Here is a 22,840-nt window from a genome sequence, read left to right as displayed (position 1 = left end):
TTAGCCGGTCCTCGCCGTCATGCAACGCGCGCGGAAGGTCTGGATGGTGTGGAAGCCGCCATCCTCATCTTCCTGGAGGCGGGCGCCAGTCCAGCGATAAGAGGCTGTGCCGTTCGGAATGTCGGCCAAGAGCCCGTCGAGAGCCTGTGCGATCGCCGCACCCAAGCGGCTGGCGTGATCCTCCGCCGTCTCGACTACGCTGCCGCCTTCGTCACGCGCCTTGGCGAAGCCGTGCACGGCAAAGTCGATTTGCGATCCGTCGAGGCACGATGCCTTAACCGGGCTGACGATCGGCGCGCCCCACTTGATGAAGGGCCATGCCGGCTCCTTGGTGGCGGACTGCGGGTAGACGCGATTACCCACGATGTCGGTCACCACTTCGGCCGCGCGAAGCTGCGCCATGCCAGCCTTGCGAACCGCCTGCGTGCTGTCGATCGCCATCAGCTCACCTTTCCGCCTGCAGCGATGTGGTCGACGGCTTTGCGCACCAGCGCCGTGATCTCGCCCTTCGTGGCGGCGGTTGCCGGGCGCATGTACGGACGCTCGGCCATCTTCGACGTGCCGTACTCGAGAGCCGCAGCATAGGGCGCGTTGGAGGACACTTCGACTTTCAGCGGCTCGACCTGCACCGTCTCGATGTTGCGGGCGAGGACGCCAGTGTCGTTGTTGGGCGGTTCTCCGGGGTGGCTGGGGACGTGACCCTTGCCGCTGACCGCGCCTTCGGTGATCGACCGGGCTGCATAGGTCTCAAGGATTTGGCCACCGACGAAGAGCGCTCGACCGACCCCGCCGATTGCCTCTGGGCTCGTCATGCGCTTGAGGCGGTCGGCGTGCCCCTTGCCGCCGGTAATCTTAGGCACGCCGTCCCCGGCATTCCCAATACACCCCCATCGGGTCACCGCTGACGCTCTGAAGCGACCACGCCCCCTCGTGCGGTCCGGCCAACACCTGAACGACTGCATCCGTGTCCAGATCGCCCCCCAGCGTAGATCGCAGCACCAGCAGCCGCACGTCACGATCGCGGTAGTCCGCATCGCCCCGCATGGCCTCGGTAACCGCATCGACCTGCACCGAGCAGGGCAACACGATGGGCGTTCCCGGAGTCACGATGCTGCCCCCGTCGTCAGTGACAGGCTGACCGGGCCAGCGCGCCTCGGCGTCGAAATATGCTCCCAGGCCAGCGCCGCTGAAGGCCAGCGCGATCTCTGCGGCGACATCGGCGAACATCATGCGCAGCCCACCAGAAACGGCCCACCGGCATTGCGGCGAAGCATGGTCTGGAACTCAAGGCCGTAGCGGGTCGCCCCGTATCCGCCTGCGACGAGGCGGTTGGCCGCGGTTTCGCTGATGCTGACATCCACGTCCGCCGACCGGAACTTGGTCACGCCATCGGGGAGCTTGCCGACGCTACCGGTCGCGATGCCCGGAACACCGGCGAGCACCATGTTGTGCGCTGCGAGCGCCATCTGCGCAGGATCCGCATCGCTGCCCCAGTCCGCGGTCACGACCCGCAGAGCGTCCGTCAGCCAATAGGTGATCGTCTCCGAAGCCACTGCAGAGAACGCTGGGTAGCGCAGCTTGAAGGTCGCCGGCGAGGCCGCAGGGGATGGCACAGGCTGCGACGCGAGCCATGCGTCATACGCCGCCATCACCTCCGCATCGCTAACGTCGGAATCGAGCCCGAGCAGCGCCCGCATCTCGTCGACCGTCACGCCTGCACCGTGTAGCGCGAGGTCCAGCCAGGACCCTCCGCGTCCTTTGCGGGCTCGAGTCGCACGACCTTGCCGTCCATCATGCCTGCCCGAGCCGTAGCCGGATCAACGCCCGCCTTGTTCGGCACGAACCACACCTTGTCGCGCGCCGTGCCGGCCGTGCCCTGAAAGACGCCGGGGATGAAGAGCTCGACTTGGGCTCCGTTGTCGACGATCATAGCTGCCGTACCTGATGCAGAGCGGTGCGCTCCCAGCGCCGGCCCTTGCTGGTTCGCACCCGCACCTTGACTTGCGCGATGACCCCCGCCGCATCGAAGGACAGGGCAGACCACTGCGCCTGATCGACCAGTGGCCAGTACTGGATGTGCTTGCCGTCGCCGGTGATGATCGGGATGTGATCGGCCGTAGTGTCGATCGCGATGCCGAGCGCTGCGGCCGCAGCCGACACGCCGATGTATTCGATGTCGACGATCGTCTCGTTTGCGTCGATGGCGGTGCCGAAGTTCATGGCATATTCGCCGCTGTCGGACGGGTCATAGTCCTGCGCGAAGATCTGCACGCCGAGCGGGGCGCCTGCCGCGACCTGCGTGCGCAGCTGGGCGCGCGGGATGTCGATGACCCGCGTGTCTGGCGCGGTCAGGTCACCGCTGCCGGGCTGAAGCTCGGCCGCCAGGATGCCGGTGACAAGAAGCCAGGTAAGCATCAGGCGTAGAACAGGCCGACGATGCCCGCCACGGTCGACGCCGTGCCGATCCACGATGGGCTTATGTTGAAGAACGAGCCATCGGGGATATTGGCGAAGGTGATGTCGGCGGTGGTGCCGAACCGCACCGTGAGGCTGCCGCCCGTACCGATGTAGAGCGCGTCGGGACGCTCGGAGAGATCGCTGTCCGCTTCGGTGAGAGCCACGGCCCGCTTGAAGGTGCCGAGCTTGCTGATCGCCGCGGTGCCGGCGACATCTGTGATCGGCAGGGGATTGGCTGCCGACACGTCCACTGCGGTGCCGTCAGTGCCGACCGAAATCTTGGTGCGGGGATAGTGGGTGCCGCCGATGTCATCCGTGGCGAACGACAGGCCCGAGGCCGGGGCGGTGATGTTATCCGACATGCTGCTTCCTCATGCCGAGCGGGGTTGAGCGGCGCCCAGCCTTTGCGGGTGATGGAGGGCAGGGGGCGGGGCTGTTACCGCCGTCAGGTGATGCGATAGATGCCGACCGGGATCGAGTAGGCGGCGCCGATCGCCAGCAGGGGCGTGTAATAGCCGACGCTGACGCTGTTCGCTCCGGCAGGATAGGCGTTGACGACTTCGCAGCCCGCGGTCGGGGTGCCGGTCGGAACGGCCACCAGCAGATCGGTCGCGCTTACACCCTGCAAGGTGAAGGCCTTGCGCTTCATGCCGACCGCCAGCGAGACAAGCAGCGTCTCAGCGACGTTGACGGTACCGATCAGGACCAGCCGCCCCGTCGCGGGCGGGATGACCGGCTTGTCGGTCAAATCGTTGTACGAGTGCGTGTGAGCTGCCGGGGTAAAGGTGCTCGGCTTCCCGGTGATGTCAGCCCAGGCATGAGTGTGGACAGCGGGCGGGAAGGTGGCGGGAATACCGGTCAGGTCGCCGAAGGCATGCGTGTGCGGCGAGGGCGGAAAGGTTGCAGGCTTGTCGGGCAGGTTGGCCCAGGTGACTGCCGTGGCAATCTGTGCGCTCGAGCGAAGCATCAACCGCCAATCCCGTAATTAAGCTCGACTGGTGCTAGGTCGGCAGGGATGGGGAGCCCCGGTCGCACAACCGGCATGACACTGAGGAACGTCGGGTTCTGCGTCGAAAAGACCTCCGTCTGCCACGGTCCCAGCAGTCGGCCCTCGCCCTCCTTAATCAGGTCGTCAGCGCCGGTCGCGCCCCGAAACCGTACCGCGCAGCTATTCGGGTTGATGATGCGGAACGAAGAGCATCCCTTGGCCGCCATCATGTCGAGGAACGCCTGCGGATAGGCGGTCGTCTTGGCCGTAGCCGCGATGGCCGGCACGAAAGGGTCGCGGATGACGTTGCGGAAGGGCAAAGGAAGCCGCGCCATCGCCTTCTGAGCGTCCGTGAAGTCCGGCGAAGGCAGCATCGCTGTAGCGGCATCGCTCGCTCCCTGGCTGACCGGCTGCTCTCGATAGAAGCCCGCGCTGTCCTGGTAGACCCTGACGTCGTTGACGGTGCGTTCGTCAGCCATAGTTGCCTCTCATGAAAAGGGCCGCCGCACCCTTGGTGAAGCGGCCCTGTGCGCTATTCGATGCCGATCACTTCGCCGGCTTGGTGGCCTTCTCCAGATCCGCGGTCAGCTTCGCGACCTGCTCGCGGAGATCGGCGTTCTCCGCTGTAAGCGCCTCGACCTGACCGGCCGCCGCGGCGTCTGCCTCGGCGTCGACCTTGCGGCCGAAATCGGGCAGGTCGCCCTTGATCTGGTCGTCGCCGATGAACTGCGCGTCCTTGCCATCCACCTTCTTGGTGGTGATCTCGACCTCATGGCCGGGCTCCACCCAGAAGGTCGACCCGCCGACGAGATTGATCCCGCGAGGGCCGGCGCGATAGTTGGTGACCTTCTTCGACATGTCGCTGCCCCTCAGATGTTGTCGCGGTAGCTCATCGTCTTCGGACGATAGAGCTCGAACTGGCCGACGTTCATCACGCCATCGACGCGCCAGGTCATCGACGAGGTCGCGAAGAGCGGCATGAACTCGAACACGCCCGGCAGGAAGAATTCCATGTTGTCCGGCGACTTCTCGTAGGCGATCATGCGCGCGGTGTTGCTCGCGCCAGCGTTCTCGAGCTCGCGGCTCGGACGGATGTCGAGCGGCTGGTTCGTGATCGCGGTATAGGCGTTGTTCTGCCGCAGGTAGTTCAGCACCGACGTACCCGTGTTGTCCATGACCGCACGGTTGATCTGGAGGAACTTGGTCGTCGGCAGAAGCAGGCTGTTCGCCAGCGCCGTCTCGCGGCTGTTGACATAGACGTCCGTCAGTGCCGCATCGACGTCCGCGCGCATCGCCGTAGCCGTCGCGGTCGCCCAGCTGCCATTCGGCGCGTTCGCAGTCGGAACGGCCGTCTGGTTGATCATGCCGAGGAAGCCCTTCTCGCCACTGCCGCGGATAACGCGGTCATAGACGAACTTGTCGGCGACCATGCGCGCGGCCGACGCCTTGCGTTCGGCGAGGTTCGAACCACCCTCGGTGATGCCGGGGTTCTGAGCGACCATGCGGGCGAAGCGCTCCACCTCGCGACGCGACAGCTCATAGCCGACGCCCGCCAGATGGAAGGGGGTCACGCCCTGGGTGAAGTTGATCGAGGCGTTCGGCACGTCGAAGGCCTTGCCGCCGAGATACTCGGCCTTGCCCGCCACATCGCCGGAATAGACCAGCGTGCCGACGTCCCACATATCGCCATCGGTGTTGACCGGAACGAGACCCGCATAGTCGAACGACGGGTACTTCTGCGGCAGCATGCGATGCGTGCGGAAGAGGGCCGGCTGAGCGAACCCGACCGACTGCTGCGCGTCGCTGATATCCAGCGTAGGCGCCACGCCGAAAGCTCGGGCGGCATCGCCGAGGTAGATCACGTTAGGTGCGTACATCGTCTTGCCCCCTTACTGCTGCACGACGCGGAGACGGACGGGGGCACCGCTCGTTACCGCATCCATGAAGGTCGCCGGAATGGCGGTATTGCTCGTGCTGGTGGCGGTGAACACGCCAGCCGCAGTCACGAACACGGCCGCATCCTTGGTGGTGTTGCTGCCGGCGGTGACCCAGATGTCGCCCTGGTCGAGCAGGCTCATCGTCGCGTACTGGCCGTGGGCGTCAGCGGTGCCGTTCAGCCCCGCGACCACGCCGACGTCGGCGATGACGATACCCTTGAACTTGGTGCCCGGCGTCTTGGTGACCTGCCGACCGGATCCGGTCGAGAAGACCGCAGACCCGAAGGGCGTTGCCGTCGCATCGGCGTTGATGCCGCTGGGACGCGACTGCGTGTTGCCGTCAGCAAGCATGCCCGGGAAGCCCTGCGCATAGTCGGTGAGATAAGTATCCTGAACCGTGATAGGCATGTCTCGTCCCCTTAGGCCGCGGCTGCGTCGGCAGAGTTGAAGGGCGCCCGCCAGGCGTCGGACAGGGCGCGACGCTGCTTCTGGCGATCAGCTGCGTAAGCCGTGGCGGCATCGGTCATCACGGCAGGCGTGCCGAGCGACTGGATCTGCGTGTCCGCGACCTTCGCGTCCTTGGTCAGCACGTCAAACGCGACGGCGATCTGGTCTGCGGTGTAGGCTGCGGCCGTGGCACCCAGACCCTTGTCAACGACCGCCTTCTTGATGGCGGCCTCGTCCATGGCGTCGGTGACGGTCACACCCAGCGCCTTCGCCTTGTCACAGACCTGCGCGAAAGCCTTGGCAGCGTCACGAAGCTGGGCCGGGGTCGGCTTGGCATCGGCCAGCGCCTTGTTGTCGGCGGTCAGCTTGGCGATCTCAGCGTCCTTGGCCGCCACGTCCTTCTCAAGGCCAGCGACCTTACCGGTTGCGGCATCGCGAGCGGCGATCAGCGTCTGTACGGTAGCGATTGCCGTATCGGCATTCGCCATGTCGACGGTGAGCCCGTCGATCAGCATGGTCTTCACGGGCTTCTCCTGGTCGTGAATGTGGAAGGGGTAACAGTCCATCTTCATGCCGGACTTCATGCCGCCGCCCTCAAGTTCAGCGAGCGCGTTTTTCATCTGCTCCATCATGAGCATCTGACTCTTCTCGCCCTCTTTGCCGGTAGTCGGGGCAGAGCCGTTCATGTGTTTCTCGTGGAGCGCTATGGCCTTCTTGAGCCATGCGGCGGCCTCTTTCGCTCCATCCTCCAACGCGATAGGCAACGCGTCGCAGATCGCGGCATCGCCGATGCGGCACGACGGACCGGCCCGGCCCCTGTCCACGATGGCGATGTGATTGCCGGTGATGCTGGCTTGCCGGGCCTGGCACTTGACGCCGCCCGGGCCATCGAAGTCGCCAAACTCCAGCGATGCGGAGTAGCCGTTGCTAAGCTCGGCCTTGCCGGCCTCGACCTTCGCGATCGTGGCACTGTCCATCAGGATCAGGTCGAAGGCGAGGTGGTCGCCATCACGGATCGCGCCCATGATCGCGCCGCGGCTATGGTCGCGCCAGTTAGCGGCCGTCACGGCCTCGCGCGGGTGGTCGTCGGTGATCGGCTTGCCGATGAAGCTGTGGACTGCGCGCTTGTCGAACACCGCCGCATCATCGCGCAGGACGTTGACGCTCGCCTGATCGCGCAATCCGTGCTTGTTGTCGGGGTCAACCTCGTGGCCGGCGTACTGGTAGACACCGGTCCTGCTTGCGCGGGCCCTGACAGCTAAGTAGCCGTCAGCCGTCCGACGTGGGGAGTCCAGAGTCAGGGCATCTGATACAAACACCCTGCTCGGATATGCGGCCTAAACCTGAGCCGTTACCGCCGTCAGAATTCGGCGCCGATTGCCCCGATTATTAGCCTGCTCTTTTGCAGTAGCCCACCGACAGTTCGACGGTTCGTAATTGCCGTTATTGTCGATCCGATCGATCGACTTGCCTGAAGGGCGAGGTCCCATATCAGCGAAGAAACTCTCGAAGCTATGCCGCCAACGGTCACAAACCATGATACTGCGACCGCCATAGTCAGCGAACTTCTCGACATTGGGATTATAACAGCGGGACAGCATAGTGCGATACACGCCGTATTCCGGAGTTCGACTGCGTCCCGCCTGCCCATGAGTAGCCCGGCCGAGCGCCGTTGCTGCCGCAATTTCACGTTGTAGGCAGCCACAGCTTTTGATTCCGCGAGGCCAGAGGGAGCGCGGCCGAATGAACTTCCGGACGCCGCAGTCGCACAGAACTTCCACCATATCGTAGCACGTGCCCTTCGGGCTCACTTGCTCCCATCCGTCGCTGACGACCAGCAAGCGTTCGAACTTCGCTCCTACTTGAACAGGGTTCTCGGGCACGATCTTCCGTCGTATGTATGATCCAGCCATATCGCACTCCTATGCGCCTGTGGTCAGACCCGTCCTGATGTTAGCGCATCCGGGCGGGTCGCTGGAGAAGTCTACACCCAGCGAGACTCGCCACAAAGCCTAATCGAACGTCAACCGCGCCCTGGTCCTGCACCCGCAATAGGGCGGACGGCCAACCCAATCATCTGCCGGCACAGCTTCACCGCCTTCAACCGGCGTGCGCGTCTCCAGATAATAGATTGTCCCGTCGCGCGCTGCATGGTGGGCGCGCGGATGGCGCTTGTGGCTGGACCGCCATTCGACTTGCGATATGCCGGCCTCCCGTTGCCGTTCATCGGCGAGGGCTGACGTTAATTTTTGCAATTGATCCGAGGCAATCCGCGTCGCCCGGTCGCGGCCCATGCCAACAGCCTCGCGGATCGTCTTTGCCACGTCACGGGCAGGGGTGCGGTTCGTTAGGCCGGCGAACACGGCGTTGCCGATGCGCTGGCGGGTCTGGGCCGACACGTCCTTGATGAGGCTGGTATTCCACTCGAGGTATTCGCCCAGCGTCTGGCGCACGTCCTCTGGGCCGATCAGCGTACTTATATCGACCCCTGTGGCTGCCAGCACGGCGCCGCGCCACTTGCCTCTGGTCCAACCCTCAACACGCACAGTCCAGTCATTCATGGCAGCCGTCAGCAGGATCAGCAGCCGTTGCAGCTCCCCGTCTGCTTCATCCAGTAGGCGTTGCAGGTCGATCGGAGCGTCCGTCGTGAGCGCGGACAGGCTGCGTTCGTACTCAGCGATGATCCGCTCGGCCATCCGCGACCAGAGGGCAATCACCGGAGCGTATGCGGCGCGGTAGAGGTCGGTCGCCAGCACCGCAGGCGGGATGATGTCCCGCAGGGTCACCGAGCGTCGGCGCGGGTTTTTGGCGCGGCGTGCGAGGGCGGGCAGGTCGTAGCGCACGGATCACGCCGTGACGTGCTTTACCGCCCACATGACAGCCTCTTCGGTTTTGGTGCGCGCGATAGACAGCTCTCGGCTGTTGCCCGCCTCCCCGATCAGACGCAGCAGTTCAGCGCCGGCATCTTTGATCGCGACCATTTGCGCCTTCTCGGCGTCAGACAGCACTCGATATGTATGGCGGACGGCGTTGTTGGCGGTGCGATCATCTGACGCGCTTTCGACATGCTGGCTCATTGCTCGGTCACCTTGCTTTTCCAGTCGAGATCCAGCGGCTCAAACAGCTCAGGACCGAACCGGAGGGCGCCCGTGAAGGGCTTGATCGTGTCGAGGTCCACGTCGCCGGCTTCATAGGTCAGCGTCACGTGCGGCTGGTATTCGTCGTAGTCGTGAGACGCCCCAGCTTCGACCATGCCACGATGCCGCCACGACAGATCGTCAGAGGCGAAAAGCAGAACGACGGCGCTTTCACCCAGCTTCTCGACCGCGCGAGGCCCACCCGGCTTCACAGTCAACTCGCCCTTCTCATTGTCCGCCCAAGTCGTGCCCATCTTGATCGGATCAACAGGCGTCCGGCTGTAGAGGACGGTCACGTGCATGTCGGAAGCATCAAGCGTCGAGGCAAAGCCCTGCTTCTTCGCCCATGCGATCAACTCGCCCGCGTTCAGTAGCTTGCGCTGAACGTAGAGCGGGACCGGCTTGGCGTCATTGGCGGCACGACGGGCGGGAGTGTCAGCCCCGCCAGCGCCGGCTAGAACGGGATCACCTCCTTCCGACTGAATGCGAGACGGATCATCGTCGCCTCCTGCGGCATCCGGGTTGAGCCCGAACCTCTCTTCCTCGCTCATGTCAGCGAGAATAGGCAGCGACCCTGGCAGCCAGCCATTTTCTTCAATCACGCCCTGCACGCCTGCATTGAAAGCCTGTTCTGGCATTGCGTTGAGGTCGGCCGCGATCTGAAGCGCTTCCATCGTCGTCTTGAAGCGCGTAGCTTCCTGTTCGGGCGTCGGCTTGCCGAGCGGAGAGAATTGCCACCAAAGCCCCTTTGGGTCCACGCCGGCACTTTGCAACATCACCGCGTCGATCTGCTCCAAGCATGGGCGCAGATCCAATTCCTGGCCAGCTGCCACCATGGCATGGTAATTCGCAGTATCGTGCTCACCCGTAGCATTCATGCCGGCGGGCGAGCGCCCCATGAGCCGGGTGAAGGGGATGTCGGCGACCGCGGCGACGCGCTGGTCGAAGGCGTCCATCATCGCAGGGATGCCGTTCCAGTTGACCTGGTGGTCGGTGATCGTCTCGGCGGGCCGCTGTCCATCGCCAGTATCGAAGACCGTAGCGTTCAGCACGCTCTCGCCTAGCGCGATCGCCGACATGCGCTTATCAAGGCGAGCCTGTCCGTTCTCGGTCGAGGTGAAGTCCGTCAGACCGGGAATGCCGATCCGCAGTAGCTTGGCCTTCTTCACCAGTGCAGCGAACCAGCCCTGCGCATTGTCCGACCGCTCGACGTCGCGCCATACGCGCACGAGCCGGGACTGGCCCCAGAACAGGTCATCGCCAGCGACACCATAGCCGGCCGGCAGGGGATCGCCCCGGAAGCAGATGACCCGGCTGGGGTGCACGTCGGTGCCGCCCTTGCTGTTGGCGATCCGCCACATGGTGGGGGTGCCGTAGGCGGGGTCGGACAACTCCTCGACGTAATCCTTGCCGGTCAGCTGCCAGCGAGAAACGACATTGATCGCCTTCAACTGCCCCTTGCCGATGACGCCCAGCGGTTGAGCGGGATTGCCCGGCGCGGCGAGGATCAGTGCCCCGCCCCCGATGCCACGCAGCACTTCGGCTTGCTTCACCTTTGCGATCAGGCCTAGCCGTCGCTCTTCAGCCTCAATGGCCTCGATCTGGTCCTTCTCGGCCTGCCAGTCGCGCCACTCGCGCACCCGATCCGAAGCAGGGATGTCGACGACCTTCTGGAGCATGCCGCTCGCCAGATAGGCGGCAAACGCGAGCTGCGGCGCAAACAGAAACGACATGGCGCTCTGCTGCGGGTGGAAGGTGCTCACCGTGGAGGCCGACTGGATGGCGGACGTCACGCTATCCATCATCGTCATGGGGTTGCCGCGGGCGTCGAGGATTGCGGAGCCGGCCATGGTGCCGGGGTATGGGGCAGCCATGCGTTAGATTACCGCCGTCAGAAGGCGTCGAGGTTGTAGCGGCCGCCCTTGATCATGGGAGACACGGCGTAGCGGATGGCGTCGATGTAGTGGTTGTTGGCGTCGACCAAGACCGGCAGAATGTCACCGGTGAGCCGATCAACCTTGTAGCTGTAGAGGCGCGCTTCGTTGATCGTTGCCTTGCACCGCGGGTGAATGACGATCTCACGGAACGCGCGCAGATAGCGGATGCCATCATCGACGGAGCCCTGCCACTTGGGCGCGCCTTGGGCACGGGGAATGCCGTTGCGGCTGATGATGCTGATTGAGCCGGGTGATGCACTGTCCCATCGGCTGACGTAATCGGCAAAGCTCGGGATGCCGTCCGCAACCTTGTTTCCAATGTCGTCAAGCTCGATGGCGCGTCCACCAGCCTCGTGGCTGACGTAGAGCGTGTCGCCATGGATGTAGCAGCGGACAGCGGCGGTTGGATCCTGTGCATAACCGAAGTCGCCGCCCTGATATGGACCATCCCAGCTGTCGGAGGGCTCGAACTCGGCAACGCGCCACTTGCCGGCCAGTACCTGAGCATCCGAGTTGACGAGATAGCCGCCCTCCCAGACGTGATGATAGGTCGCCGGATCCAGGCGTTCCTGTTCGCGCTTTCGGAGAATGTCGAGCGTGGGCGGGAAGAATGGATTGTCGAAGTGGTTGACCTCGACCGTTATCGCGTTCTCGGGCGGCGTCTTGCGGAACCGGTTGTCGACCGGGCTGCCCTCTAGCCGCGGGTTCCACAGCGCCCACAGCTCAGAGAACGGCTGGCGGAACACGGTCGCCTCAAGCGCCAACCACGACGCTTCCGGCACATCTTCGGCCTCCTCGACGATCGTCAGATCGATCTTGGCCAATGACTTGACCGACTGGACGTTGCGACGGAGGCCGCGGAAAATGAACTGCGTGCCGTTCGCGCCCTTCAGGTAGTCGACGCCAACATCGTAGTGCGCCTCAAGCCAAGGCTCCGACGCGATCGCCGCCTTGAGCTCGGCGTGGAAGCTCTCGCTGATGCTGGCCTGGAATTCGCGGGTGCAGAGGATCCGCAGCGGCTCGGCATAGCCCCATACCGCCGCCATCTTCGCCGCGTTGAACGACTTGCCCGATCCGCGACCGCCATGAAGGTTGCGATACTGAAACGAACCTCGAGGCGGAGCGAAGACCGGGACGAGCTTAGGCGGAAGCCTGATCGTCGCTTCGGTCATCGGCTGCCACGATGCGGACAACGGTGGGCTGCTTCAGCGTTCCATCCGGGTTGCTGTGCTCGACCTGCGTCGGCAGTACCTTGCCGAGCAACGTCATGAACGCGGCCGGCTGCTGGATCGCCATCGTGGCGAGATATTCCGGGCCGCCGACCTGGTCGAACGCCTGCTCGATCGCCTGCTTGATCGTGCGGGTGAGTTTGTTGGTAGCGCCTTTAGGCCGGCCCTTACCCGCAGCAGGAGGCTTATGCGCACTATCGCCCACTTTTTTAGTGCTGGTCATCAGCGGCGCCCTTTCCGTATCGGCTTGGGCACGATCGTCGTCACCACCCCATCGCGGATCATAACCCGGCACCCGTTCTTGCCGATCACGGTGCCGCAACCGAACCCCTCGGCCAGCTGCACGACGGGCGTCAAGATCTCGGCACGGATCACGTCCATGTCGATGCCGTGTACCCGCTCCAGATAGCGGACGATGGCGTGGTCTGTGACGGCTGGCATAACATACCTCCGTTAGATTTGCGGATCGGCTGGCGTTACCGCCGCCATCACGCACCCGTTGACAACACGACGCTTGGGCATCCGGCACTGCGCACCCGACATGGCGATCCACTTGAGGTGCAGGTCAGTGCGGCCGCCATAGAGCCGCTCGACCAACTCCCAGCCGCCTTTGGCCAGGTTCTCCGCAAACTCGGGCGGGCAGGGCGGGATCGCCTTGGTGGAAGGCGGGCGATAGGTGATGCTCATGCGTCTATGATCCCCAGCTCGACCTCTGCGGCCAGTTCCAGAAACTCAGCGCGGACCGACGTTCGCGCCCGGTTCCAAGCGCGCTGGATCGCCATCAACTCGTGATGCTCCCAGTCGTCATCGGCGAAGACGCTACCCTGTCCGAGCTCCGTGCGACGCTTGACCGCTTCAACCCGCGTCTCGCGATCGTCGAGATGGCCGTCGCGCGCCTGCTTGAGGACGGCGAGTGCATCGGTTGCCGGCAAGCCTACCACAGCCTCGTGATGTTCGAAGGTCAGCGCGCTGTCCCGCATGTGGGGCGGGAAGGCTGCCGCGACCTTGGCTGCGGTCTTCAGGGCCTTTGGTGCGATACCAAGCTCATCGGCGAGGAAGTCGAACTCGGCCTGATTGCCGAACTGCTCCCGGCCATCAGCGATCCAGTCGGCCAGCTGCCACTCGATGCGGGTCCGCTCGGTCAGCAGCGCCTTGCCGGTGGTCAGCCAGTCGGAGAACCCGGCGGGCGGTGCGTGTGCTTCGATCGTGGCGAGCGCGTTCATGCCCGGTTGCTCCAATGGGTGAGGTAGAACTCGGCGAATGCCGGCGGGATCTCGTACTTGGCCGCGAGTTTGGCGGGGTCGGCCTTGGCCAGCGCGGCGTGCGGTGCGCGGATCATGGCGACGATGAACGGAGTGAGGCCGGTCACTTGCCCCACCCACGATTTGCCACACCTGCGATTTCGCTACCTGCCCCACTGCCACACCACCCCACCTCCCTACGGGAGGGAGGTGGTGGTGTGGCAGGTTTCAGGGTTCCAATCCGCCCCACCTGCCACACCTTGCCACACCGGCTATTTTCGAGGTGTGGCATCACAGTTCGACCCACTTTCCAACGACGACGTGCTTGCGCGGCATCCGCTTTTTGTCGTCCTTCTCGACGACCTCCAGCGCACCCTCAGCGATCCAAACTTTGATGAAGTGGACGATCTTCGCCCGGTCCTTTTTGTCGTCCGGATTGAGCATGAGCGCGGCTGCGACTGGGTGACCGACCCACTCCTTCGACTGACTGTTCTCGCGCCAATCGCCTTCAGAAATTGCCTTCTGAACCGAATAGAGATGCCGCGATGTCATGCCCTCGAAGAGGTCCGGCGGGCTCCAAGCGCAGGCCACACCGACGCTATCGCCGTTCTCCAGATCGACGTTGTTCATGCGATACCAGTCGCCAGCCTGGGGCGGGGCGAGGTTCGCCTTGTCGTTGTCGACGCGGAAGAAGAAGCGGCGCTCCTGCTCGTCGACGCAAAGCGTCTTGGCCTCGTCTTCGGTCATGCGGTTGTAGACCAGCACCGATCTGGCCTTGCCGATAAGGGCAGACGCGCCGCGGGCACTGTCGGCAGTGGCGCTCTCGCCGTTCTGCTTGCGGACGTGGTGCACGAGGTTGATCGCGGCACCCGTGCGCTCGGCAACGACGTTCCACTCGCGCGCGACGATATCGATCGCGTTGTTGTCGTTCTCGCTGACGGCGTGCGAGCTGATGAAGGGGTCGATCTGAAGAACGTCGACCTTGCGGGCGATCATTTCCTCAATCAACGCGTCAACGACCGGCCGTACAATCATCGCGCCGTCTGGCCCTTCCGTCGCCATGACGAGCGGTTGGTCGCGGCCGCTGTCGACGTAGAGCCTGCCGCTGATCTCCTCGGGCGTCACTCGGAAGCGCTGTGCCGTCGCATGGAGGCGACGCTCGATCTCATCGAGCGGGTCTTCGAGGTTCCACATCCAGACGGTGAGGGCACCCTCGGGCAGCCCCTTGCCGTACAGATCGCGTCCTGAGGCCATAGCGAGCGCTTCACCGACCTTCAGCGAGGATTTGCCCACGCCACCAGCCGCGACGTCAAGAGAGACGAATTTGCGCAGCAGGTGGCGCCCATATAGCCACTCGCGCTTTGGGATCGCCGCGGTGGGTCGCCAGGTAAATGGCGTCGCCTTGACGATCCGGTCCGGCTTGGCGTCGGCCTCGTACTCATCGTCTACGACGCGCAGATGCGAGCGGACAGGCGGCTCGAAGCTCCGCCCATCATCCTCAGGCGTCCGCTCCGGCAGCGAGTCCCAATAGCTGTTCAGATTGTCGGGATCGTCCATGTCATCCATCCCGCTGGATCCGCTCGACCTCGCGAGCGGCCATCATCGTCAGCTTCAGCGCAGCGCGGACCCGCAGCAGGTTGCTGGTAGGCATGTCGGCGTAGACGGCAGCACTCGCCATGCGGCTGACCTCACCGAGGATCACCACCGCGCTGTCCGTCGCCCGGGCCATGCCGACCGACGCCTGATCGCGCATCGCCGCGATGTCGCAGCGCGCAGCCATCGACATCTCGTCACAATCCGGCACGTGCACCGCGATCGTGGCGCGATACGCCCGCTCGGTGCGGCTGCCATAGATCGACTCGTCCGGCTGGATGCGCGTGACGGCGTTCACCGGACGGGCCTCACTGGCGCACCCCAATGCGATAGCAGCTCGAGCGCCGCCTCCGGGGTCCGCACGCACGCCACGCGATGGCCGCGCTCGTGCATGGCGTTGCCCCACTCGACCTGATTGTCGCTAAGCGTGCCAGTGCCGGACTTGAACTCGAGCGCAGCCGTGCCGTGGTTCCAAGCGACGTGGACGTCGAAGACGCCGGATGTCATGCCCTCGCTGCGGGCCTGCGCCTGCGCCTTCAGGCCACGCTTGCCGGCGTTCGGGACCGCCCATGCCATGACGCCGGGTGCCTGCATCCTGAGGAGCCGCAGGAACGCCGTTTGACGCGACAGCTCCGAGGCCGGCCGCTTGTCCCGCGGCTCGACCGGGAACAGCGGCGTGGGCTTCACGGCCATGTCGAGATGATCGAGGGCGGCCAGCAGCGTCATGCCCGCCGCCTTTCCCGATCCTGTGCCGCCAGAAGCCGCACCTCAATTTCTCGCCGAGCCTGCCGGTTGGTCACGCCCTTGTCGGCGCACAGCCGCTCGGCCGTCATCGCCATGAGCGCCGCGGGGCGAGCGTTGAAGATGAACGCGAAGCAGTCGTTCGCCTTGTCGGCCTGCGTGCGCTCGCGGGCGCCGTAGACGGAGTTGCCGCGCATCACAGCGTCCCCGACGCGACACCCCCGAGCGTGAAGGCCGCATCAGCCTTCCGCATGGGATGCACCGTTACGAGCTTCGACCCCTTGGCCAGCCGCTCCATAGCGATCTCGTGGCTCGTCATACCGGCCAGACGCTTGCGTTCCTTGGCCGCCAGATCCTCGCGCATGATGCGTCGGCCTTCTTCAGCGCCGTAGCGCCGGCACAGCTTGGCGAGCTCGTCGCGCCGATCGAGAGGACACCATGCGAGCCGCTGCTCCTGGCGCCGACGATGACCTTCGGCTGTCGCTCGGCCGCGGCGCGCTTTCATCTCGGGCGTCCACTCAGTGACCGCCTTGCGACCGCGTTCCACCATCTTCTCGCGTTCCGCCGGGTCGGCGTAGAAAGCCTTCAGTGCCGATGAGATTGCCGCATTGTTCCGCGGCATTCCGGCAGCCTGCCGAGCGCGCATCCTCTTGCTGCTATTCTCGCGCATCTCAGGACTGCCATTGCGCAACGCATTCGCGTGGCGCTTGCAGCGCTTGGCGCCAGCCGAGATCGGCTTTCCGCAGTCTAGGCAGCCGGTCATGCCGCATTCCCCAGCGCTGCGAGCCGCGCTCCACGGCTCATCATCCTCACGCCGACGACGCGAAGATCCTTGCGCTCGTCCGCGCAGAACTCCCCGTCCATGGCGGCGCGCGTGACGGTCGCAGCATCGTCGGCAGTGTCGCAGGCGACGTCGCCGGGCTTAGGCTCGTCCTCGTCCGGCAGGTCAAACGCGCCCTGATTGGACAGCTTCAGCCACTCACTGGTGAAGACGGGGCCGAGGAACAGGGCAACGGACAGCAGCGCCTCAGGCGGCAGCGGGCGATTGTCCGGTGAGTTGCCGTCGATGAGCGCGGCGTTGATCTGCCAGTCGGGCACGCCAGTGCCGTTAGAGAGCTGCTTCACCGAGTAGCGACGCCCGCGACCGACAAAAAGGCGGATGGCGTCCGCGATCTTGTTCCTCGCCTGTTCGCGTGAAACGAGCATGGGGAATTTAGCGGTGGGGTTGATCTGCGTCATGCAGAGAGATCCTCATGAACAGGGTTGCTCACCAGCGCAGGCACGACACCGGCGAAAACCGGATCAGGGCAGCCGCACCGGTTCTCGCCGCACGCCCGGCAACGGGCATCGGCGGGCGGGTAAGCCCCGGCAGCAGCAAGGGAGGAAGTGCTGCCGGGGCGCCCATGCGCTTCACCGAGGGAGTTGGCGGGAGCGCTACGGGATGGGGTGAAGCCGAGGTAGGTGACGATGGCGCGCTGCTGGAACAGCGCCTTTACGCGCGCGAGGTCGGCGAGAACGGCTTGGTCGTCCGCCACCTCTCAGCCCTCCACCGGAGGTGTGTTTTTCATGGCGGCGGTTCCACGATACCGCTTTGGGCGCCGCGCTTCATTGCGAGCGATCTTTTCGCTCCAGCATACCGCACAGCGCTTGATACCTTTCGGGTCAATGCGTGTCCCAGCTTCGGCAACTGCGTGACCATTGCGGCAGTAGCCCGCCCGCTGTTGCGGAGCAGGGGCAGACTGCCCCTTCCGATTGGCGGCACACTGGCGGCAGATACGCTCGCCATCGGGTGCAACGCGCAGGTTGTCGCCGGCCAGCTCATGGCCGACAAGGCAATGCGTTTTCGCCGCGTTAATAGCGCACGGGCTGACGCTATTTTCGATAGCGTTTATTCGCGGCGTGACGACGCGAAGGTGTGCGGGGTTCACGCAGGCGCGATTGCGGCAGATGTGGTCTACGACCATCCCTTCCGGGATCGTGGTGCCCGCAATAACCAGCGACAACCGATGAGCAGGCCAGCGCTTGCCATCAACGGTCATCGCGCCGTAGCCAGCGCCCTTCGTCGTGCCTTGCCAAGGCCAGCAGGCGCCGTCTCGCTGCTCAACGCGACTCCAAAATCGCGCGACCCCGGCTTCGCTAATACAGCCCATCACGCCGCACCCCACAAACGCCGCAGCAGACGTGAGGCTGAAGAGGCGTTCTGTTCGGTGCGCCCTTCACCGCTGGGGATCGACTCCCCAGCGGCTTCGGCTACGGTGCTGTTGCGACCAGTCACCGGAGACCAGAATGAGCGAAGAGCACGACGCACTGCATCGGCTGCGGAATTCCATCCGCGCGGAAGTGCTGTGGATCGAGTCGATTGCTGCGGCGCTAATCCGGAAAGGGCTGTTGACGCCTTCCGAGATAACGCTGCCGATGAGCATCGCGGAGCTTCAGGTGCTCGACCCGGAACTGCGCGAGCTGTGGTCTCTTGCACGGAACCGGCTGGCGGAAGGATCGACGCCGGAAGACTGATCGCGTCACGACCGTCCGCCCCGGCTGCGATGCCGAGATTATAGGCATGAATAAAGGCTACAGCCGCTGCACCATGGGGGAGCGGGCCGTTCCCGATCGCCGCAGCGATGGCGCTGTCGTAGGTGCCGCTCATGCCGCGTCCTCCTGCTCGAGCGCCTTACCCTCACCAACAAAGGCCGCAGCCTGATGCGCGAACTCCAGCTTCTGCTGCGGGGTGAGGTCGCGGAGCGTCATCGCCAGCTTCAGGCACTCAAGGCGCGCGGTCTGGCCTGCGTCGAGGTAGTCGCCCATTATGCGGCCCTCGCTGCTTCGGGCGTCACGCCCACGGCCAGCCGGTCAAAATCGACGTCGACCTTGGCGACCTTCACAGCCAGCCGCAGATGCGACAGCCGCGACCGCGGAATGCCGTTTTTGCGCCAGCTATGGACGGTGGAGAGCGGCGCGTCGGTCAGCCGCGACACCGCAGTGGTGCCGCCCAGCGCATCGATCAAGGCTTCGGCGGGGTTGTGCATACAGCGTATCTGCGATAACCGCAGACAATATGCAAGCGAAAATCTGCGATAATGGCAGTTGCAGTGCAGCCGGCTGTCCGGTTCAGGTCGGGTATGACACCGGAACAGATTCGAGCGGCCCTGGCCGACCGCAATATGAGCATTCGCGATCTCGCGAACGCCACGGGCATCGAAGAGAATTTTCTGACGAAATCACTCGGCAAAGCGCGGCGTCGCATCCAGGTAACCGAGCTGGAGGCGATCAGGTCCGTGCTGGTCGAAGAGGCGTCTGCGCCGTCTATTCGAACGATACCGCTTCTAGGCGAGGTGCCTGCCGGGGCGTTTCGTCCGGCAGAACAGGCGGGTGGCCGGAGGTTGGCGGTGTCTGACCCAGAGACCCCGCCGAATGCTTACGCTCTCACCGTGAAGGGCGACAGCATGGATCTGGTGGTTCCAAACGGCGCAACGCTCGTCATTGACCCGGACGATACGGCGCTATGGCCGGGTCGGCGGTATGTCGTGCTATCCGATGATGGCGAAACGACCTTCAAGGAATATCAGGAGGCCCCGGCTCGGCTGGTGCCGTGCTCGACCAACGACGAGCACAAGGACATCCTGATCGGCGATCGCCCGCTCAAAATCCTCGGGCGTGTCTTTTCGTATTCGATGCGGGACGTGCCGCGGCGAGCCTCATAAGCTCGTACTCATGGATCGACTCGATATGAGCGGGTGCCGTAACGAAGAAGCGCTTGTGCTCGTCGTAGCTGCCATATCCATGCTCTAGCGCATCGGCATTCACCAGTCGTTGCGACCGCCGCCACGGCCCGAGCGGCTTTCCGAACATCATCAAACGGTACAGCAGCACAACGCATCCTCCGATCGACTCACGTGCAGAACATAAGTAGAACGCGGTTCGAGGCAAAGTCAATAAATCTGCGGTAGTCGCAGAATTGTGTTGCAAGCCGTCTGCGATTGTCGCATATACCTCCCATCGCCGCAGCACGCGGCAGGGAGATCCACGGTGACAGACACCACCGCAGCCGGCTCGCTTGAAGCGGCTCTTGATAAGATCGCAGCGGACAATGGCCTGACCTCTGTGTCGGTCGGGCGCATGGTTGTTGGCGACCGCATCGTGCGCACCGCTAACGTGCACTACACTGGGTACGCCCGCGACGGCATCGGTTGCTCGCAGGGCCACAGCGATGTCAGCATCCGCTTGGCTCTAACCGAGGCGCTGACGAAGGCAGCTCAAAACCGCACACCTGAGATCGTCGGCGCCGACGCGCTGCCCGCGCTGGAGCAGGCGGCATGAACGCCATATCCCCCATCACCGCAGCGCGCGTCTGGAACCCTGACCGCCCGACCTGCGTCGACTGCGGCAGCGTGGCTCAGGGGCGCAGCTTCTTCGGCGAGCCCTATTGCGGCCTGTGTGAGCGCACGATCCGCGAGGGTGACTTTGCGCTCGCCCCGGTCATCCACGCGAATGGCGGGGTGTGGGCATGAGCCGGGCATTCGACTTCTTTTTTGGCACCTGCATGGTCGGCACAATCTGGTTGTGGATGGCTCAGTCATTCTCGGCTGACACTGCGACTGGTTTGCTCTGGTGGGTGCTCGCCATCGGCAAGGTTGTTGCCGCCTGCTTCATCACGGGTCCGGTTTATCGCGAGTATCTGCGGTGACCGCCCTCGACACCCCCGGCCGCATCACTGCTGGCTTTCTGGCGGACATGGAGCGGGAGATGATCGCCGATCGCGAGGTGCTGACCACAGCGCTGCAATCCGCCTTCACCGAAACCTTCACGCCGTTCGATGAGATCATCCGGCGCGCACAGGAGAACCTCTGATGTTCGGCTTCATCACCCGCGCAGAGCATGAGCGCGTCCTGCGCCAGCTCGCCGACACGGACGATGCGCACCGCAAGCTGTTCGAGGCCAACCGCAAGCTGGTCTTGCAGCTTCACCGCTTCACAGGCCCCCGCAAGCGCGACGGCAAGGGCCGCTACCTTCCGGAGATGCAGGCATGAACGCGCCCGCTAACATCAGCGATGCGCTGTTCCGGGCGAAGGTCGTCGGCGCCAGCGAAGTCGCCGCCCTATTTGACGCCAGCCCGTGGCTGACCCGCTACGAGCTCTATCATCGCAAGCGCGGCACGATCGCCACGCCCGAGTTCAACGCGGTGGTCGATGGCCAGCCCGAGAACGAGCGCGTCTACTTCGGTGTGAAGCTCGAGCCGCTTGTGGTGGAAGCAGCCTGCGAGCGCTGGGGCTACCAGCCCGCCGAGACGCCGGGCCGCATCGACAACGGCAAGGGCCTGGGTGGCCACCCGGACAAGGTGGTGATCTGCCCGGAGCGCGGCCGCGGCATCCTTGAGGTCAAGACCGCCGATTGGCTCATCGCGAAGGGCTGGGGCGACGAACCGCCGCTGCACTACCTTCTCCAGGCACAGACCTATGCCGGGCTGACCGGGGCAGGGTGGGCGGACCTGATCGTGCTGGTGGGCGGCAACGAGCTCCGCCGCTTCCAGTACGAGGCGCGGCCATCGCTTTTCGCCGAGATCGAGCGCCGGGTCGCTGCGTTCTGGGCCGACGTCGAGGCGGGCAACGAGCCGGCCGTCGATTACAGCCGCGACGGCAAGGCGCTGGTCGAGGTGCTTGGCGAGCCAACCGAGGAGGTCGCCGACCTGCGCGACAATCTCGACGCCGAACAGGACGCGATCGATTTTCTCGCCGCTCGAGCCCGCCGAGACGAGGCAGAGGCCGCGATGGAGTTTGCCAAGACGCGGCTGATTGAGCGCATCGGCACCGCCGGCCGCGCGCTGCTGCCCGGCCATCGAGTCGGCGCGAACCAGACCAAGGGAACTCCGGATCGCGAAGCGGTTGCCGGGGAAATCATCAAAGGGCGCCGCGGCTACCGGCGCTTCGATGTCAGGAGTGTCGCATAATGGCTACTCAGCTTGCAACCCGTACCGCCAGCCCCGTGCAGGTGCTGCGCGAAAGCCTCACCGCCATGGCACCGTCCTTCAAGGCCGCATTGCCTGCGCATATCAGCGTCGAGAAGTTCACGCGCGTCGCTCAGACGGCAATCACCGGGAACCCTGAGCTGCTGGACGCTGATCGTCAGACCCTGTTCGCGGCCTGCGTTCGCTTGGCGCAGGACGGCCTGTTGCCGGACGGTCGCGAGGCCGCGCTGGTGATCTTCAACGCCAAGGATCGCGCGACGGGCGGCTGGGCAAAGAAGGTCCAGGCCATGCCGATGATCTCTGGCGTGCTGAAGAAGATCCGCCAATCTGGTGACGTTGCTAAGGTGTCCGCGCAGGTCGTCTGCGAAAACGACACTTTCGTTTGGAGCTTGGGCTTCGACGAAACGGTCACGCACACGACACCGCCCCTCGATCAGCCGCGCGGGCGCATCATCGGCGCGTACGCCACTGCCGTGCTGAAGGATGGCTCTCAGCTTCTCGAGGTGATGAACCTTGAGGAGATCGAGAAGGTACGCAACGTCAGCCGCTCCAAAGACAAGGGGCCGTGGGTCGACTGGTACGCCGAGATGGCCCGCAAGACGGTCATGCGCAGGCTGTCGAAGCGACTGCCGATGTCCACAGACGTGGAGCTCTTCGAGCGGGATGAGACGCTCGAGAACGAGCCGCAGCCTGCGACGATGCGCCCGGTCGCACCGGTTTCGCGCCTTGATGCTCTCGAACAGACGCTGGAAGGCCCGGCCGACGAGCAGCGAGGCGAGGTTCATTCCGATGATGCGGAAGCGCTGATCGATGCGTTCCGCCAGGCGGACGGCGAAGCCGCGTACAGCGCAGCATGGAAAGCGTTCGAGGTCGTCCGCGACGGCATCACTGATGAGGACGGCGCACGAATCCGGGAGGCGGCTGAAGAAGCCCGCCAGCGGGTGATCGCATGAGCCTGCCGCATCGCATCCCCGCCTCTGCCCGCGTCACGGTACGCGCCCGAGACTGGGACACCCGCCGCCACATGCCGACGCCGCTGAACGAGCGGATCGCGCCGATGTCACGCGCTCGCCGCAGTGAGAACCGCGATGGTGCATGGGCCATGCTGATCGTCTTCGTGACGGTCGTTCTTATCGCAGGGGTGCTGTGATGGGAGCGCCGGGAACGACGC

At 64.6% G+C, this 22,840-nt stretch carries 42 protein-coding genes; 10 read left to right on the top strand and 32 right to left on the bottom strand.

Going from position 1 to position 22,840, the window contains the following annotated elements; genetic code table 11:
* The 30 genes from IEX18_RS00325 to IEX18_RS00180 form a co-directional block, all read right to left on the bottom strand.
* Positions 1 to 441, bottom strand: coding sequence for a DUF3168 domain-containing protein (locus tag IEX18_RS00325; RefSeq protein ID WP_188656638.1), 441 nt, complete (start codon positions 439 to 441; stop codon positions 1 to 3).
* The gene (locus tag IEX18_RS00320; RefSeq protein ID WP_229664281.1) at positions 441 to 860 is read right to left on the bottom strand and encodes an HK97-gp10 family putative phage morphogenesis protein; all 420 of its coding nucleotides are present in this window, start codon (positions 858 to 860) and stop codon (positions 441 to 443) included. The genes IEX18_RS00325 and IEX18_RS00320 overlap by 1 nt, the downstream gene beginning before the upstream one ends.
* Positions 853 to 1,230, bottom strand: coding sequence for a hypothetical protein (locus tag IEX18_RS00315; RefSeq protein WP_188656637.1), 378 nt, complete (start codon positions 1,228 to 1,230; stop codon positions 853 to 855). Before IEX18_RS00315 ends, IEX18_RS00320 begins: the two co-directional genes overlap by 8 nt.
* Positions 1,227 to 1,712 carry a DUF4054 domain-containing protein gene (locus IEX18_RS00310; protein WP_188656636.1) on the bottom strand — a complete coding sequence of 162 codons (486 nt, stop codon included), beginning with the start codon at positions 1,710 to 1,712 and terminating at the stop codon, positions 1,227 to 1,229. Before IEX18_RS00310 ends, IEX18_RS00315 begins: the two co-directional genes overlap by 4 nt.
* Entirely contained in the window at positions 1,709 to 1,930 is a 222-nt protein-coding gene (locus IEX18_RS00305) for a hypothetical protein (protein WP_188656635.1), read from the bottom strand. The genes IEX18_RS00310 and IEX18_RS00305 overlap by 4 nt, the downstream gene beginning before the upstream one ends.
* Entirely contained in the window at positions 1,927 to 2,415 is a 489-nt protein-coding gene (locus IEX18_RS00300; RefSeq protein WP_188656634.1) for a hypothetical protein, read from the bottom strand. Before IEX18_RS00300 ends, IEX18_RS00305 begins: the two co-directional genes overlap by 4 nt.
* On the bottom strand, positions 2,415 to 2,819 hold the full coding sequence (locus IEX18_RS00295; protein ID WP_188656633.1) for a spike base protein, RCAP_Rcc01079 family: 405 nt from the start codon (positions 2,817 to 2,819) through the stop codon (positions 2,415 to 2,417). The genes IEX18_RS00300 and IEX18_RS00295 overlap by 1 nt, the downstream gene beginning before the upstream one ends.
* A gap of 83 nt (positions 2,820 to 2,902) precedes the next feature.
* Positions 2,903 to 3,424, bottom strand: coding sequence for a hypothetical protein (locus tag IEX18_RS00290; protein ID WP_188656632.1), 522 nt, complete (start codon positions 3,422 to 3,424; stop codon positions 2,903 to 2,905).
* Positions 3,424 to 3,924 carry a hypothetical protein gene (locus IEX18_RS00285; protein WP_188656631.1) on the bottom strand — a complete coding sequence of 167 codons (501 nt, stop codon included), beginning with the start codon at positions 3,922 to 3,924 and terminating at the stop codon, positions 3,424 to 3,426. The genes IEX18_RS00290 and IEX18_RS00285 overlap by 1 nt, the downstream gene beginning before the upstream one ends.
* A 67-nt stretch (positions 3,925 to 3,991) precedes the next feature.
* On the bottom strand, positions 3,992 to 4,303 hold the full coding sequence (locus tag IEX18_RS00280) for a hypothetical protein (RefSeq protein WP_188656630.1): 312 nt from the start codon (positions 4,301 to 4,303) through the stop codon (positions 3,992 to 3,994).
* A gap of 11 nt (positions 4,304 to 4,314) precedes the next feature.
* Positions 4,315 to 5,322, bottom strand: a complete 1,008-nt coding sequence (locus IEX18_RS00275; RefSeq protein WP_188656629.1) for a DUF2184 domain-containing protein — start codon at positions 5,320 to 5,322, stop codon at positions 4,315 to 4,317.
* 12 nt (positions 5,323 to 5,334) lie between these two features.
* Positions 5,335 to 5,790, bottom strand: coding sequence for a structural cement protein Gp24 (locus IEX18_RS00270; protein ID WP_188656628.1), 456 nt, complete (start codon positions 5,788 to 5,790; stop codon positions 5,335 to 5,337).
* An 11-nt stretch (positions 5,791 to 5,801) separates the two neighbouring features.
* Positions 5,802 to 7,148: a DUF2213 domain-containing protein gene (locus IEX18_RS00265; protein ID WP_188656627.1), complete on the bottom strand. Its 1,347-nt coding sequence runs from the start codon at positions 7,146 to 7,148 to the stop codon at positions 5,802 to 5,804.
* A 693-nt stretch (positions 7,149 to 7,841) separates the two neighbouring features.
* Positions 7,842 to 8,672 (bottom strand): phage minor head protein, encoded by an 831-nt coding sequence (locus tag IEX18_RS00260; RefSeq protein ID WP_188656626.1) that lies wholly within the window; start codon positions 8,670 to 8,672, stop codon positions 7,842 to 7,844.
* Between the two features lie 3 nt (positions 8,673 to 8,675).
* Positions 8,676 to 8,906, bottom strand: a complete 231-nt coding sequence (locus IEX18_RS00255; protein WP_188656625.1) for an Acb2/Tad1 domain-containing protein — start codon at positions 8,904 to 8,906, stop codon at positions 8,676 to 8,678.
* Positions 8,903 to 10,816, bottom strand: a complete 1,914-nt coding sequence (locus tag IEX18_RS00250; protein WP_188656624.1) for a phage portal protein — start codon at positions 10,814 to 10,816, stop codon at positions 8,903 to 8,905. The genes IEX18_RS00255 and IEX18_RS00250 overlap by 4 nt, the downstream gene beginning before the upstream one ends.
* Positions 10,817 to 10,857: 41 nt before the next feature.
* The gene (locus IEX18_RS00245) at positions 10,858 to 12,075 is read right to left on the bottom strand and encodes a PBSX family phage terminase large subunit (RefSeq protein ID WP_188656623.1); all 1,218 of its coding nucleotides are present in this window, start codon (positions 12,073 to 12,075) and stop codon (positions 10,858 to 10,860) included.
* Positions 12,044 to 12,355, bottom strand: a complete 312-nt coding sequence (locus IEX18_RS00240) for a hypothetical protein (RefSeq protein WP_188656622.1) — start codon at positions 12,353 to 12,355, stop codon at positions 12,044 to 12,046. The genes IEX18_RS00245 and IEX18_RS00240 overlap by 32 nt, the downstream gene beginning before the upstream one ends.
* Complete coding sequence (locus IEX18_RS00235) at positions 12,355 to 12,573, bottom strand: hypothetical protein (RefSeq protein ID WP_188656621.1); 219 nt, start codon at positions 12,571 to 12,573, stop codon at positions 12,355 to 12,357. Before IEX18_RS00235 ends, IEX18_RS00240 begins: the two co-directional genes overlap by 1 nt.
* A 12-nt stretch (positions 12,574 to 12,585) precedes the next feature.
* Positions 12,586 to 12,819, bottom strand: a complete 234-nt coding sequence (locus IEX18_RS00230) for a hypothetical protein (protein ID WP_188656620.1) — start codon at positions 12,817 to 12,819, stop codon at positions 12,586 to 12,588.
* Positions 12,816 to 13,355 (bottom strand): hypothetical protein, encoded by a 540-nt coding sequence (locus IEX18_RS00225; RefSeq protein ID WP_188656619.1) that lies wholly within the window; start codon positions 13,353 to 13,355, stop codon positions 12,816 to 12,818. Before IEX18_RS00225 ends, IEX18_RS00230 begins: the two co-directional genes overlap by 4 nt.
* Positions 13,352 to 13,501: a hypothetical protein gene (locus IEX18_RS00220; RefSeq protein WP_188656618.1), complete on the bottom strand. Its 150-nt coding sequence runs from the start codon at positions 13,499 to 13,501 to the stop codon at positions 13,352 to 13,354. Before IEX18_RS00220 ends, IEX18_RS00225 begins: the two co-directional genes overlap by 4 nt.
* Before the next feature lie 163 nt (positions 13,502 to 13,664).
* Positions 13,665 to 14,930 (bottom strand): AAA family ATPase, encoded by a 1,266-nt coding sequence (locus IEX18_RS00215; protein ID WP_188656617.1) that lies wholly within the window; start codon positions 14,928 to 14,930, stop codon positions 13,665 to 13,667.
* A gap of 1 nt (position 14,931) precedes the next feature.
* Positions 14,932 to 15,264, bottom strand: a complete 333-nt coding sequence (locus IEX18_RS00210; RefSeq protein WP_188656616.1) for a hypothetical protein — start codon at positions 15,262 to 15,264, stop codon at positions 14,932 to 14,934.
* Positions 15,261 to 15,692, bottom strand: coding sequence for a VRR-NUC domain-containing protein (locus IEX18_RS00205; protein ID WP_188656615.1), 432 nt, complete (start codon positions 15,690 to 15,692; stop codon positions 15,261 to 15,263). The genes IEX18_RS00210 and IEX18_RS00205 overlap by 4 nt, the downstream gene beginning before the upstream one ends.
* Positions 15,689 to 15,904, bottom strand: a complete 216-nt coding sequence (locus tag IEX18_RS00200; RefSeq protein WP_188656614.1) for a hypothetical protein — start codon at positions 15,902 to 15,904, stop codon at positions 15,689 to 15,691. Before IEX18_RS00200 ends, IEX18_RS00205 begins: the two co-directional genes overlap by 4 nt.
* Positions 15,904 to 16,470: a hypothetical protein gene (locus IEX18_RS00195; protein WP_188656613.1), complete on the bottom strand. Its 567-nt coding sequence runs from the start codon at positions 16,468 to 16,470 to the stop codon at positions 15,904 to 15,906. The genes IEX18_RS00200 and IEX18_RS00195 overlap by 1 nt, the downstream gene beginning before the upstream one ends.
* Positions 16,467 to 16,946, bottom strand: coding sequence for a hypothetical protein (locus tag IEX18_RS00190; protein WP_188656612.1), 480 nt, complete (start codon positions 16,944 to 16,946; stop codon positions 16,467 to 16,469). Before IEX18_RS00190 ends, IEX18_RS00195 begins: the two co-directional genes overlap by 4 nt.
* Positions 16,943 to 17,242 carry a hypothetical protein gene (locus IEX18_RS00185; RefSeq protein WP_188656611.1) on the bottom strand — a complete coding sequence of 100 codons (300 nt, stop codon included), beginning with the start codon at positions 17,240 to 17,242 and terminating at the stop codon, positions 16,943 to 16,945. The genes IEX18_RS00190 and IEX18_RS00185 overlap by 4 nt, the downstream gene beginning before the upstream one ends.
* Positions 17,243 to 17,245: 3 nt before the next feature.
* A complete protein-coding gene (locus IEX18_RS00180; RefSeq protein WP_188656610.1) occupies positions 17,246 to 17,746 on the bottom strand; it encodes an HNH endonuclease signature motif containing protein in 501 nt (166 codons plus the stop codon).
* Positions 17,747 to 17,993: 247 nt separating this feature from the next.
* On the opposite strand from IEX18_RS00180, the gene IEX18_RS00175 reads away from it, so the two are divergent.
* Positions 17,994 to 18,221 (top strand): hypothetical protein, encoded by a 228-nt coding sequence (locus IEX18_RS00175; RefSeq protein WP_188656609.1) that lies wholly within the window; start codon positions 17,994 to 17,996, stop codon positions 18,219 to 18,221.
* 129 nt (positions 18,222 to 18,350) lie between these two features.
* Here the strand turns inward: IEX18_RS00175 and IEX18_RS00170 are convergent, their stop codons facing one another.
* Both IEX18_RS00170 and IEX18_RS00165 read right to left on the bottom strand, forming a co-directional pair.
* Positions 18,351 to 18,512: a hypothetical protein gene (locus IEX18_RS00170; RefSeq protein WP_188656608.1), complete on the bottom strand. Its 162-nt coding sequence runs from the start codon at positions 18,510 to 18,512 to the stop codon at positions 18,351 to 18,353.
* Positions 18,512 to 18,733, bottom strand: a complete 222-nt coding sequence (locus tag IEX18_RS00165) for a carph-isopro domain-containing protein (protein ID WP_188656607.1) — start codon at positions 18,731 to 18,733, stop codon at positions 18,512 to 18,514. The genes IEX18_RS00170 and IEX18_RS00165 overlap by 1 nt, the downstream gene beginning before the upstream one ends.
* A gap of 93 nt (positions 18,734 to 18,826) precedes the next feature.
* On the opposite strand from IEX18_RS00165, the gene IEX18_RS00160 reads away from it, so the two are divergent.
* From IEX18_RS00160 to IEX18_RS00120, 9 genes are all read left to right on the top strand, one after another.
* On the top strand, positions 18,827 to 19,408 hold the full coding sequence (locus IEX18_RS00160) for a LexA family protein (RefSeq protein WP_229664280.1): 582 nt from the start codon (positions 18,827 to 18,829) through the stop codon (positions 19,406 to 19,408).
* Positions 19,409 to 19,733: 325 nt separating this feature from the next.
* On the top strand, positions 19,734 to 20,024 hold the full coding sequence (locus tag IEX18_RS00155) for a hypothetical protein (protein ID WP_188656605.1): 291 nt from the start codon (positions 19,734 to 19,736) through the stop codon (positions 20,022 to 20,024).
* Positions 20,021 to 20,215, top strand: a complete 195-nt coding sequence (locus tag IEX18_RS00150; RefSeq protein ID WP_188656604.1) for an LIM domain-containing protein — start codon at positions 20,021 to 20,023, stop codon at positions 20,213 to 20,215. The genes IEX18_RS00155 and IEX18_RS00150 overlap by 4 nt, the downstream gene beginning before the upstream one ends.
* On the top strand, positions 20,212 to 20,391 hold the full coding sequence (locus IEX18_RS00145) for a hypothetical protein (RefSeq protein WP_188656603.1): 180 nt from the start codon (positions 20,212 to 20,214) through the stop codon (positions 20,389 to 20,391). The genes IEX18_RS00150 and IEX18_RS00145 overlap by 4 nt, the downstream gene beginning before the upstream one ends.
* Positions 20,388 to 20,555: a hypothetical protein gene (locus IEX18_RS00140; RefSeq protein WP_188656602.1), complete on the top strand. Its 168-nt coding sequence runs from the start codon at positions 20,388 to 20,390 to the stop codon at positions 20,553 to 20,555. The genes IEX18_RS00145 and IEX18_RS00140 overlap by 4 nt, the downstream gene beginning before the upstream one ends.
* A complete protein-coding gene (locus IEX18_RS00135) occupies positions 20,555 to 20,734 on the top strand; it encodes a hypothetical protein (protein ID WP_188656601.1) in 180 nt (59 codons plus the stop codon). Before IEX18_RS00140 ends, IEX18_RS00135 begins: the two co-directional genes overlap by 1 nt.
* A complete protein-coding gene (locus IEX18_RS00130) occupies positions 20,731 to 21,651 on the top strand; it encodes a YqaJ viral recombinase family protein (protein WP_188656600.1) in 921 nt (306 codons plus the stop codon). The genes IEX18_RS00135 and IEX18_RS00130 overlap by 4 nt, the downstream gene beginning before the upstream one ends.
* Positions 21,651 to 22,622, top strand: coding sequence for a recombinase RecT (locus tag IEX18_RS00125; RefSeq protein ID WP_188656599.1), 972 nt, complete (start codon positions 21,651 to 21,653; stop codon positions 22,620 to 22,622). The genes IEX18_RS00130 and IEX18_RS00125 overlap by 1 nt, the downstream gene beginning before the upstream one ends.
* Positions 22,619 to 22,819: a hypothetical protein gene (locus tag IEX18_RS00120; protein ID WP_188656598.1), complete on the top strand. Its 201-nt coding sequence runs from the start codon at positions 22,619 to 22,621 to the stop codon at positions 22,817 to 22,819. The genes IEX18_RS00125 and IEX18_RS00120 overlap by 4 nt, the downstream gene beginning before the upstream one ends.
* Positions 22,820 to 22,840: the final 21 nt, after the last annotated feature.

Source organism: Sphingomonas metalli, from assembly GCF_014641735.1.
GTDB lineage: Bacteria > Pseudomonadota > Alphaproteobacteria > Sphingomonadales > Sphingomonadaceae > Sphingomonas > Sphingomonas metalli.
The sequence above is the reverse complement of the archived record's forward strand: the minus strand, read 5'-3'. Positions and strand labels throughout refer to the sequence as shown.

Excerpts from the sequence above, each read along its gene's own strand:
- IEX18_RS00325 (WP_188656638.1), bottom strand. The coding sequence starts at position 441 with ATGGCGATCGACAGCACGCAGGCGGTTCGCAAGGCTGGCATGGCGCAG.
- IEX18_RS00315 (WP_188656637.1), bottom strand. The coding sequence starts at position 1,230 with ATGATGTTCGCCGATGTCGCCGCAGAGATCGCGCTGGCCTTCAGCGGC.
- IEX18_RS00305 (WP_188656635.1), bottom strand. The coding sequence starts at position 1,930 with ATGATCGTCGACAACGGAGCCCAAGTCGAGCTCTTCATCCCCGGCGTC.
- IEX18_RS00300 (WP_188656634.1), bottom strand. The coding sequence starts at position 2,415 with ATGCTTACCTGGCTTCTTGTCACCGGCATCCTGGCGGCCGAGCTTCAG.
- IEX18_RS00295 (WP_188656633.1), bottom strand. The coding sequence starts at position 2,819 with ATGTCGGATAACATCACCGCCCCGGCCTCGGGCCTGTCGTTCGCCACG.
- IEX18_RS00290 (WP_188656632.1), bottom strand. The coding sequence starts at position 3,424 with ATGCTTCGCTCGAGCGCACAGATTGCCACGGCAGTCACCTGGGCCAAC.
- IEX18_RS00285 (WP_188656631.1), bottom strand. The coding sequence starts at position 3,924 with ATGGCTGACGAACGCACCGTCAACGACGTCAGGGTCTACCAGGACAGC.
- IEX18_RS00280 (WP_188656630.1), bottom strand. The coding sequence starts at position 4,303 with ATGTCGAAGAAGGTCACCAACTATCGCGCCGGCCCTCGCGGGATCAAT.
- IEX18_RS00275 (WP_188656629.1), bottom strand. The coding sequence starts at position 5,322 with ATGTACGCACCTAACGTGATCTACCTCGGCGATGCCGCCCGAGCTTTC.
- IEX18_RS00270 (WP_188656628.1), bottom strand. The coding sequence starts at position 5,790 with ATGCCTATCACGGTTCAGGATACTTATCTCACCGACTATGCGCAGGGC.
- IEX18_RS00255 (WP_188656625.1), bottom strand. The coding sequence starts at position 8,906 with ATGAGCCAGCATGTCGAAAGCGCGTCAGATGATCGCACCGCCAACAAC.
- IEX18_RS00250 (WP_188656624.1), bottom strand. The coding sequence starts at position 10,816 with ATGGCCGGCTCCGCAATCCTCGACGCCCGCGGCAACCCCATGACGATG.
- IEX18_RS00245 (WP_188656623.1), bottom strand. The coding sequence starts at position 12,075 with ATGACCGAAGCGACGATCAGGCTTCCGCCTAAGCTCGTCCCGGTCTTC.
- IEX18_RS00240 (WP_188656622.1), bottom strand. The coding sequence starts at position 12,355 with ATGACCAGCACTAAAAAAGTGGGCGATAGTGCGCATAAGCCTCCTGCT.
- IEX18_RS00235 (WP_188656621.1), bottom strand. The coding sequence starts at position 12,573 with ATGCCAGCCGTCACAGACCACGCCATCGTCCGCTATCTGGAGCGGGTA.
- IEX18_RS00230 (WP_188656620.1), bottom strand. The coding sequence starts at position 12,819 with ATGAGCATCACCTATCGCCCGCCTTCCACCAAGGCGATCCCGCCCTGC.
- IEX18_RS00225 (WP_188656619.1), bottom strand. The coding sequence starts at position 13,355 with ATGAACGCGCTCGCCACGATCGAAGCACACGCACCGCCCGCCGGGTTC.
- IEX18_RS00215 (WP_188656617.1), bottom strand. The coding sequence starts at position 14,930 with ATGGACGATCCCGACAATCTGAACAGCTATTGGGACTCGCTGCCGGAG.
- IEX18_RS00205 (WP_188656615.1), bottom strand. The coding sequence starts at position 15,692 with ATGACGCTGCTGGCCGCCCTCGATCATCTCGACATGGCCGTGAAGCCC.
- IEX18_RS00200 (WP_188656614.1), bottom strand. The coding sequence starts at position 15,904 with ATGCGCGGCAACTCCGTCTACGGCGCCCGCGAGCGCACGCAGGCCGAC.
- IEX18_RS00195 (WP_188656613.1), bottom strand. The coding sequence starts at position 16,470 with ATGACCGGCTGCCTAGACTGCGGAAAGCCGATCTCGGCTGGCGCCAAG.
- IEX18_RS00190 (WP_188656612.1), bottom strand. The coding sequence starts at position 16,946 with ATGACGCAGATCAACCCCACCGCTAAATTCCCCATGCTCGTTTCACGC.
- IEX18_RS00180 (WP_188656610.1), bottom strand. The coding sequence starts at position 17,746 with ATGACCGTTGATGGCAAGCGCTGGCCTGCTCATCGGTTGTCGCTGGTT.
- IEX18_RS00175 (WP_188656609.1), top strand. The coding sequence starts at position 17,994 with ATGAGCGAAGAGCACGACGCACTGCATCGGCTGCGGAATTCCATCCGC.
- IEX18_RS00170 (WP_188656608.1), bottom strand. The coding sequence starts at position 18,512 with ATGGGCGACTACCTCGACGCAGGCCAGACCGCGCGCCTTGAGTGCCTG.
- IEX18_RS00165 (WP_188656607.1), bottom strand. The coding sequence starts at position 18,733 with ATGCACAACCCCGCCGAAGCCTTGATCGATGCGCTGGGCGGCACCACT.
- IEX18_RS00160 (WP_229664280.1), top strand. The coding sequence starts at position 18,827 with ATGACACCGGAACAGATTCGAGCGGCCCTGGCCGACCGCAATATGAGC.
- IEX18_RS00150 (WP_188656604.1), top strand. The coding sequence starts at position 20,021 with ATGAACGCCATATCCCCCATCACCGCAGCGCGCGTCTGGAACCCTGAC.
- IEX18_RS00145 (WP_188656603.1), top strand. The coding sequence starts at position 20,212 with ATGAGCCGGGCATTCGACTTCTTTTTTGGCACCTGCATGGTCGGCACA.
- IEX18_RS00135 (WP_188656601.1), top strand. The coding sequence starts at position 20,555 with ATGTTCGGCTTCATCACCCGCGCAGAGCATGAGCGCGTCCTGCGCCAG.
- IEX18_RS00130 (WP_188656600.1), top strand. The coding sequence starts at position 20,731 with ATGAACGCGCCCGCTAACATCAGCGATGCGCTGTTCCGGGCGAAGGTC.
- IEX18_RS00125 (WP_188656599.1), top strand. The coding sequence starts at position 21,651 with ATGGCTACTCAGCTTGCAACCCGTACCGCCAGCCCCGTGCAGGTGCTG.
- IEX18_RS00120 (WP_188656598.1), top strand. The coding sequence starts at position 22,619 with ATGAGCCTGCCGCATCGCATCCCCGCCTCTGCCCGCGTCACGGTACGC.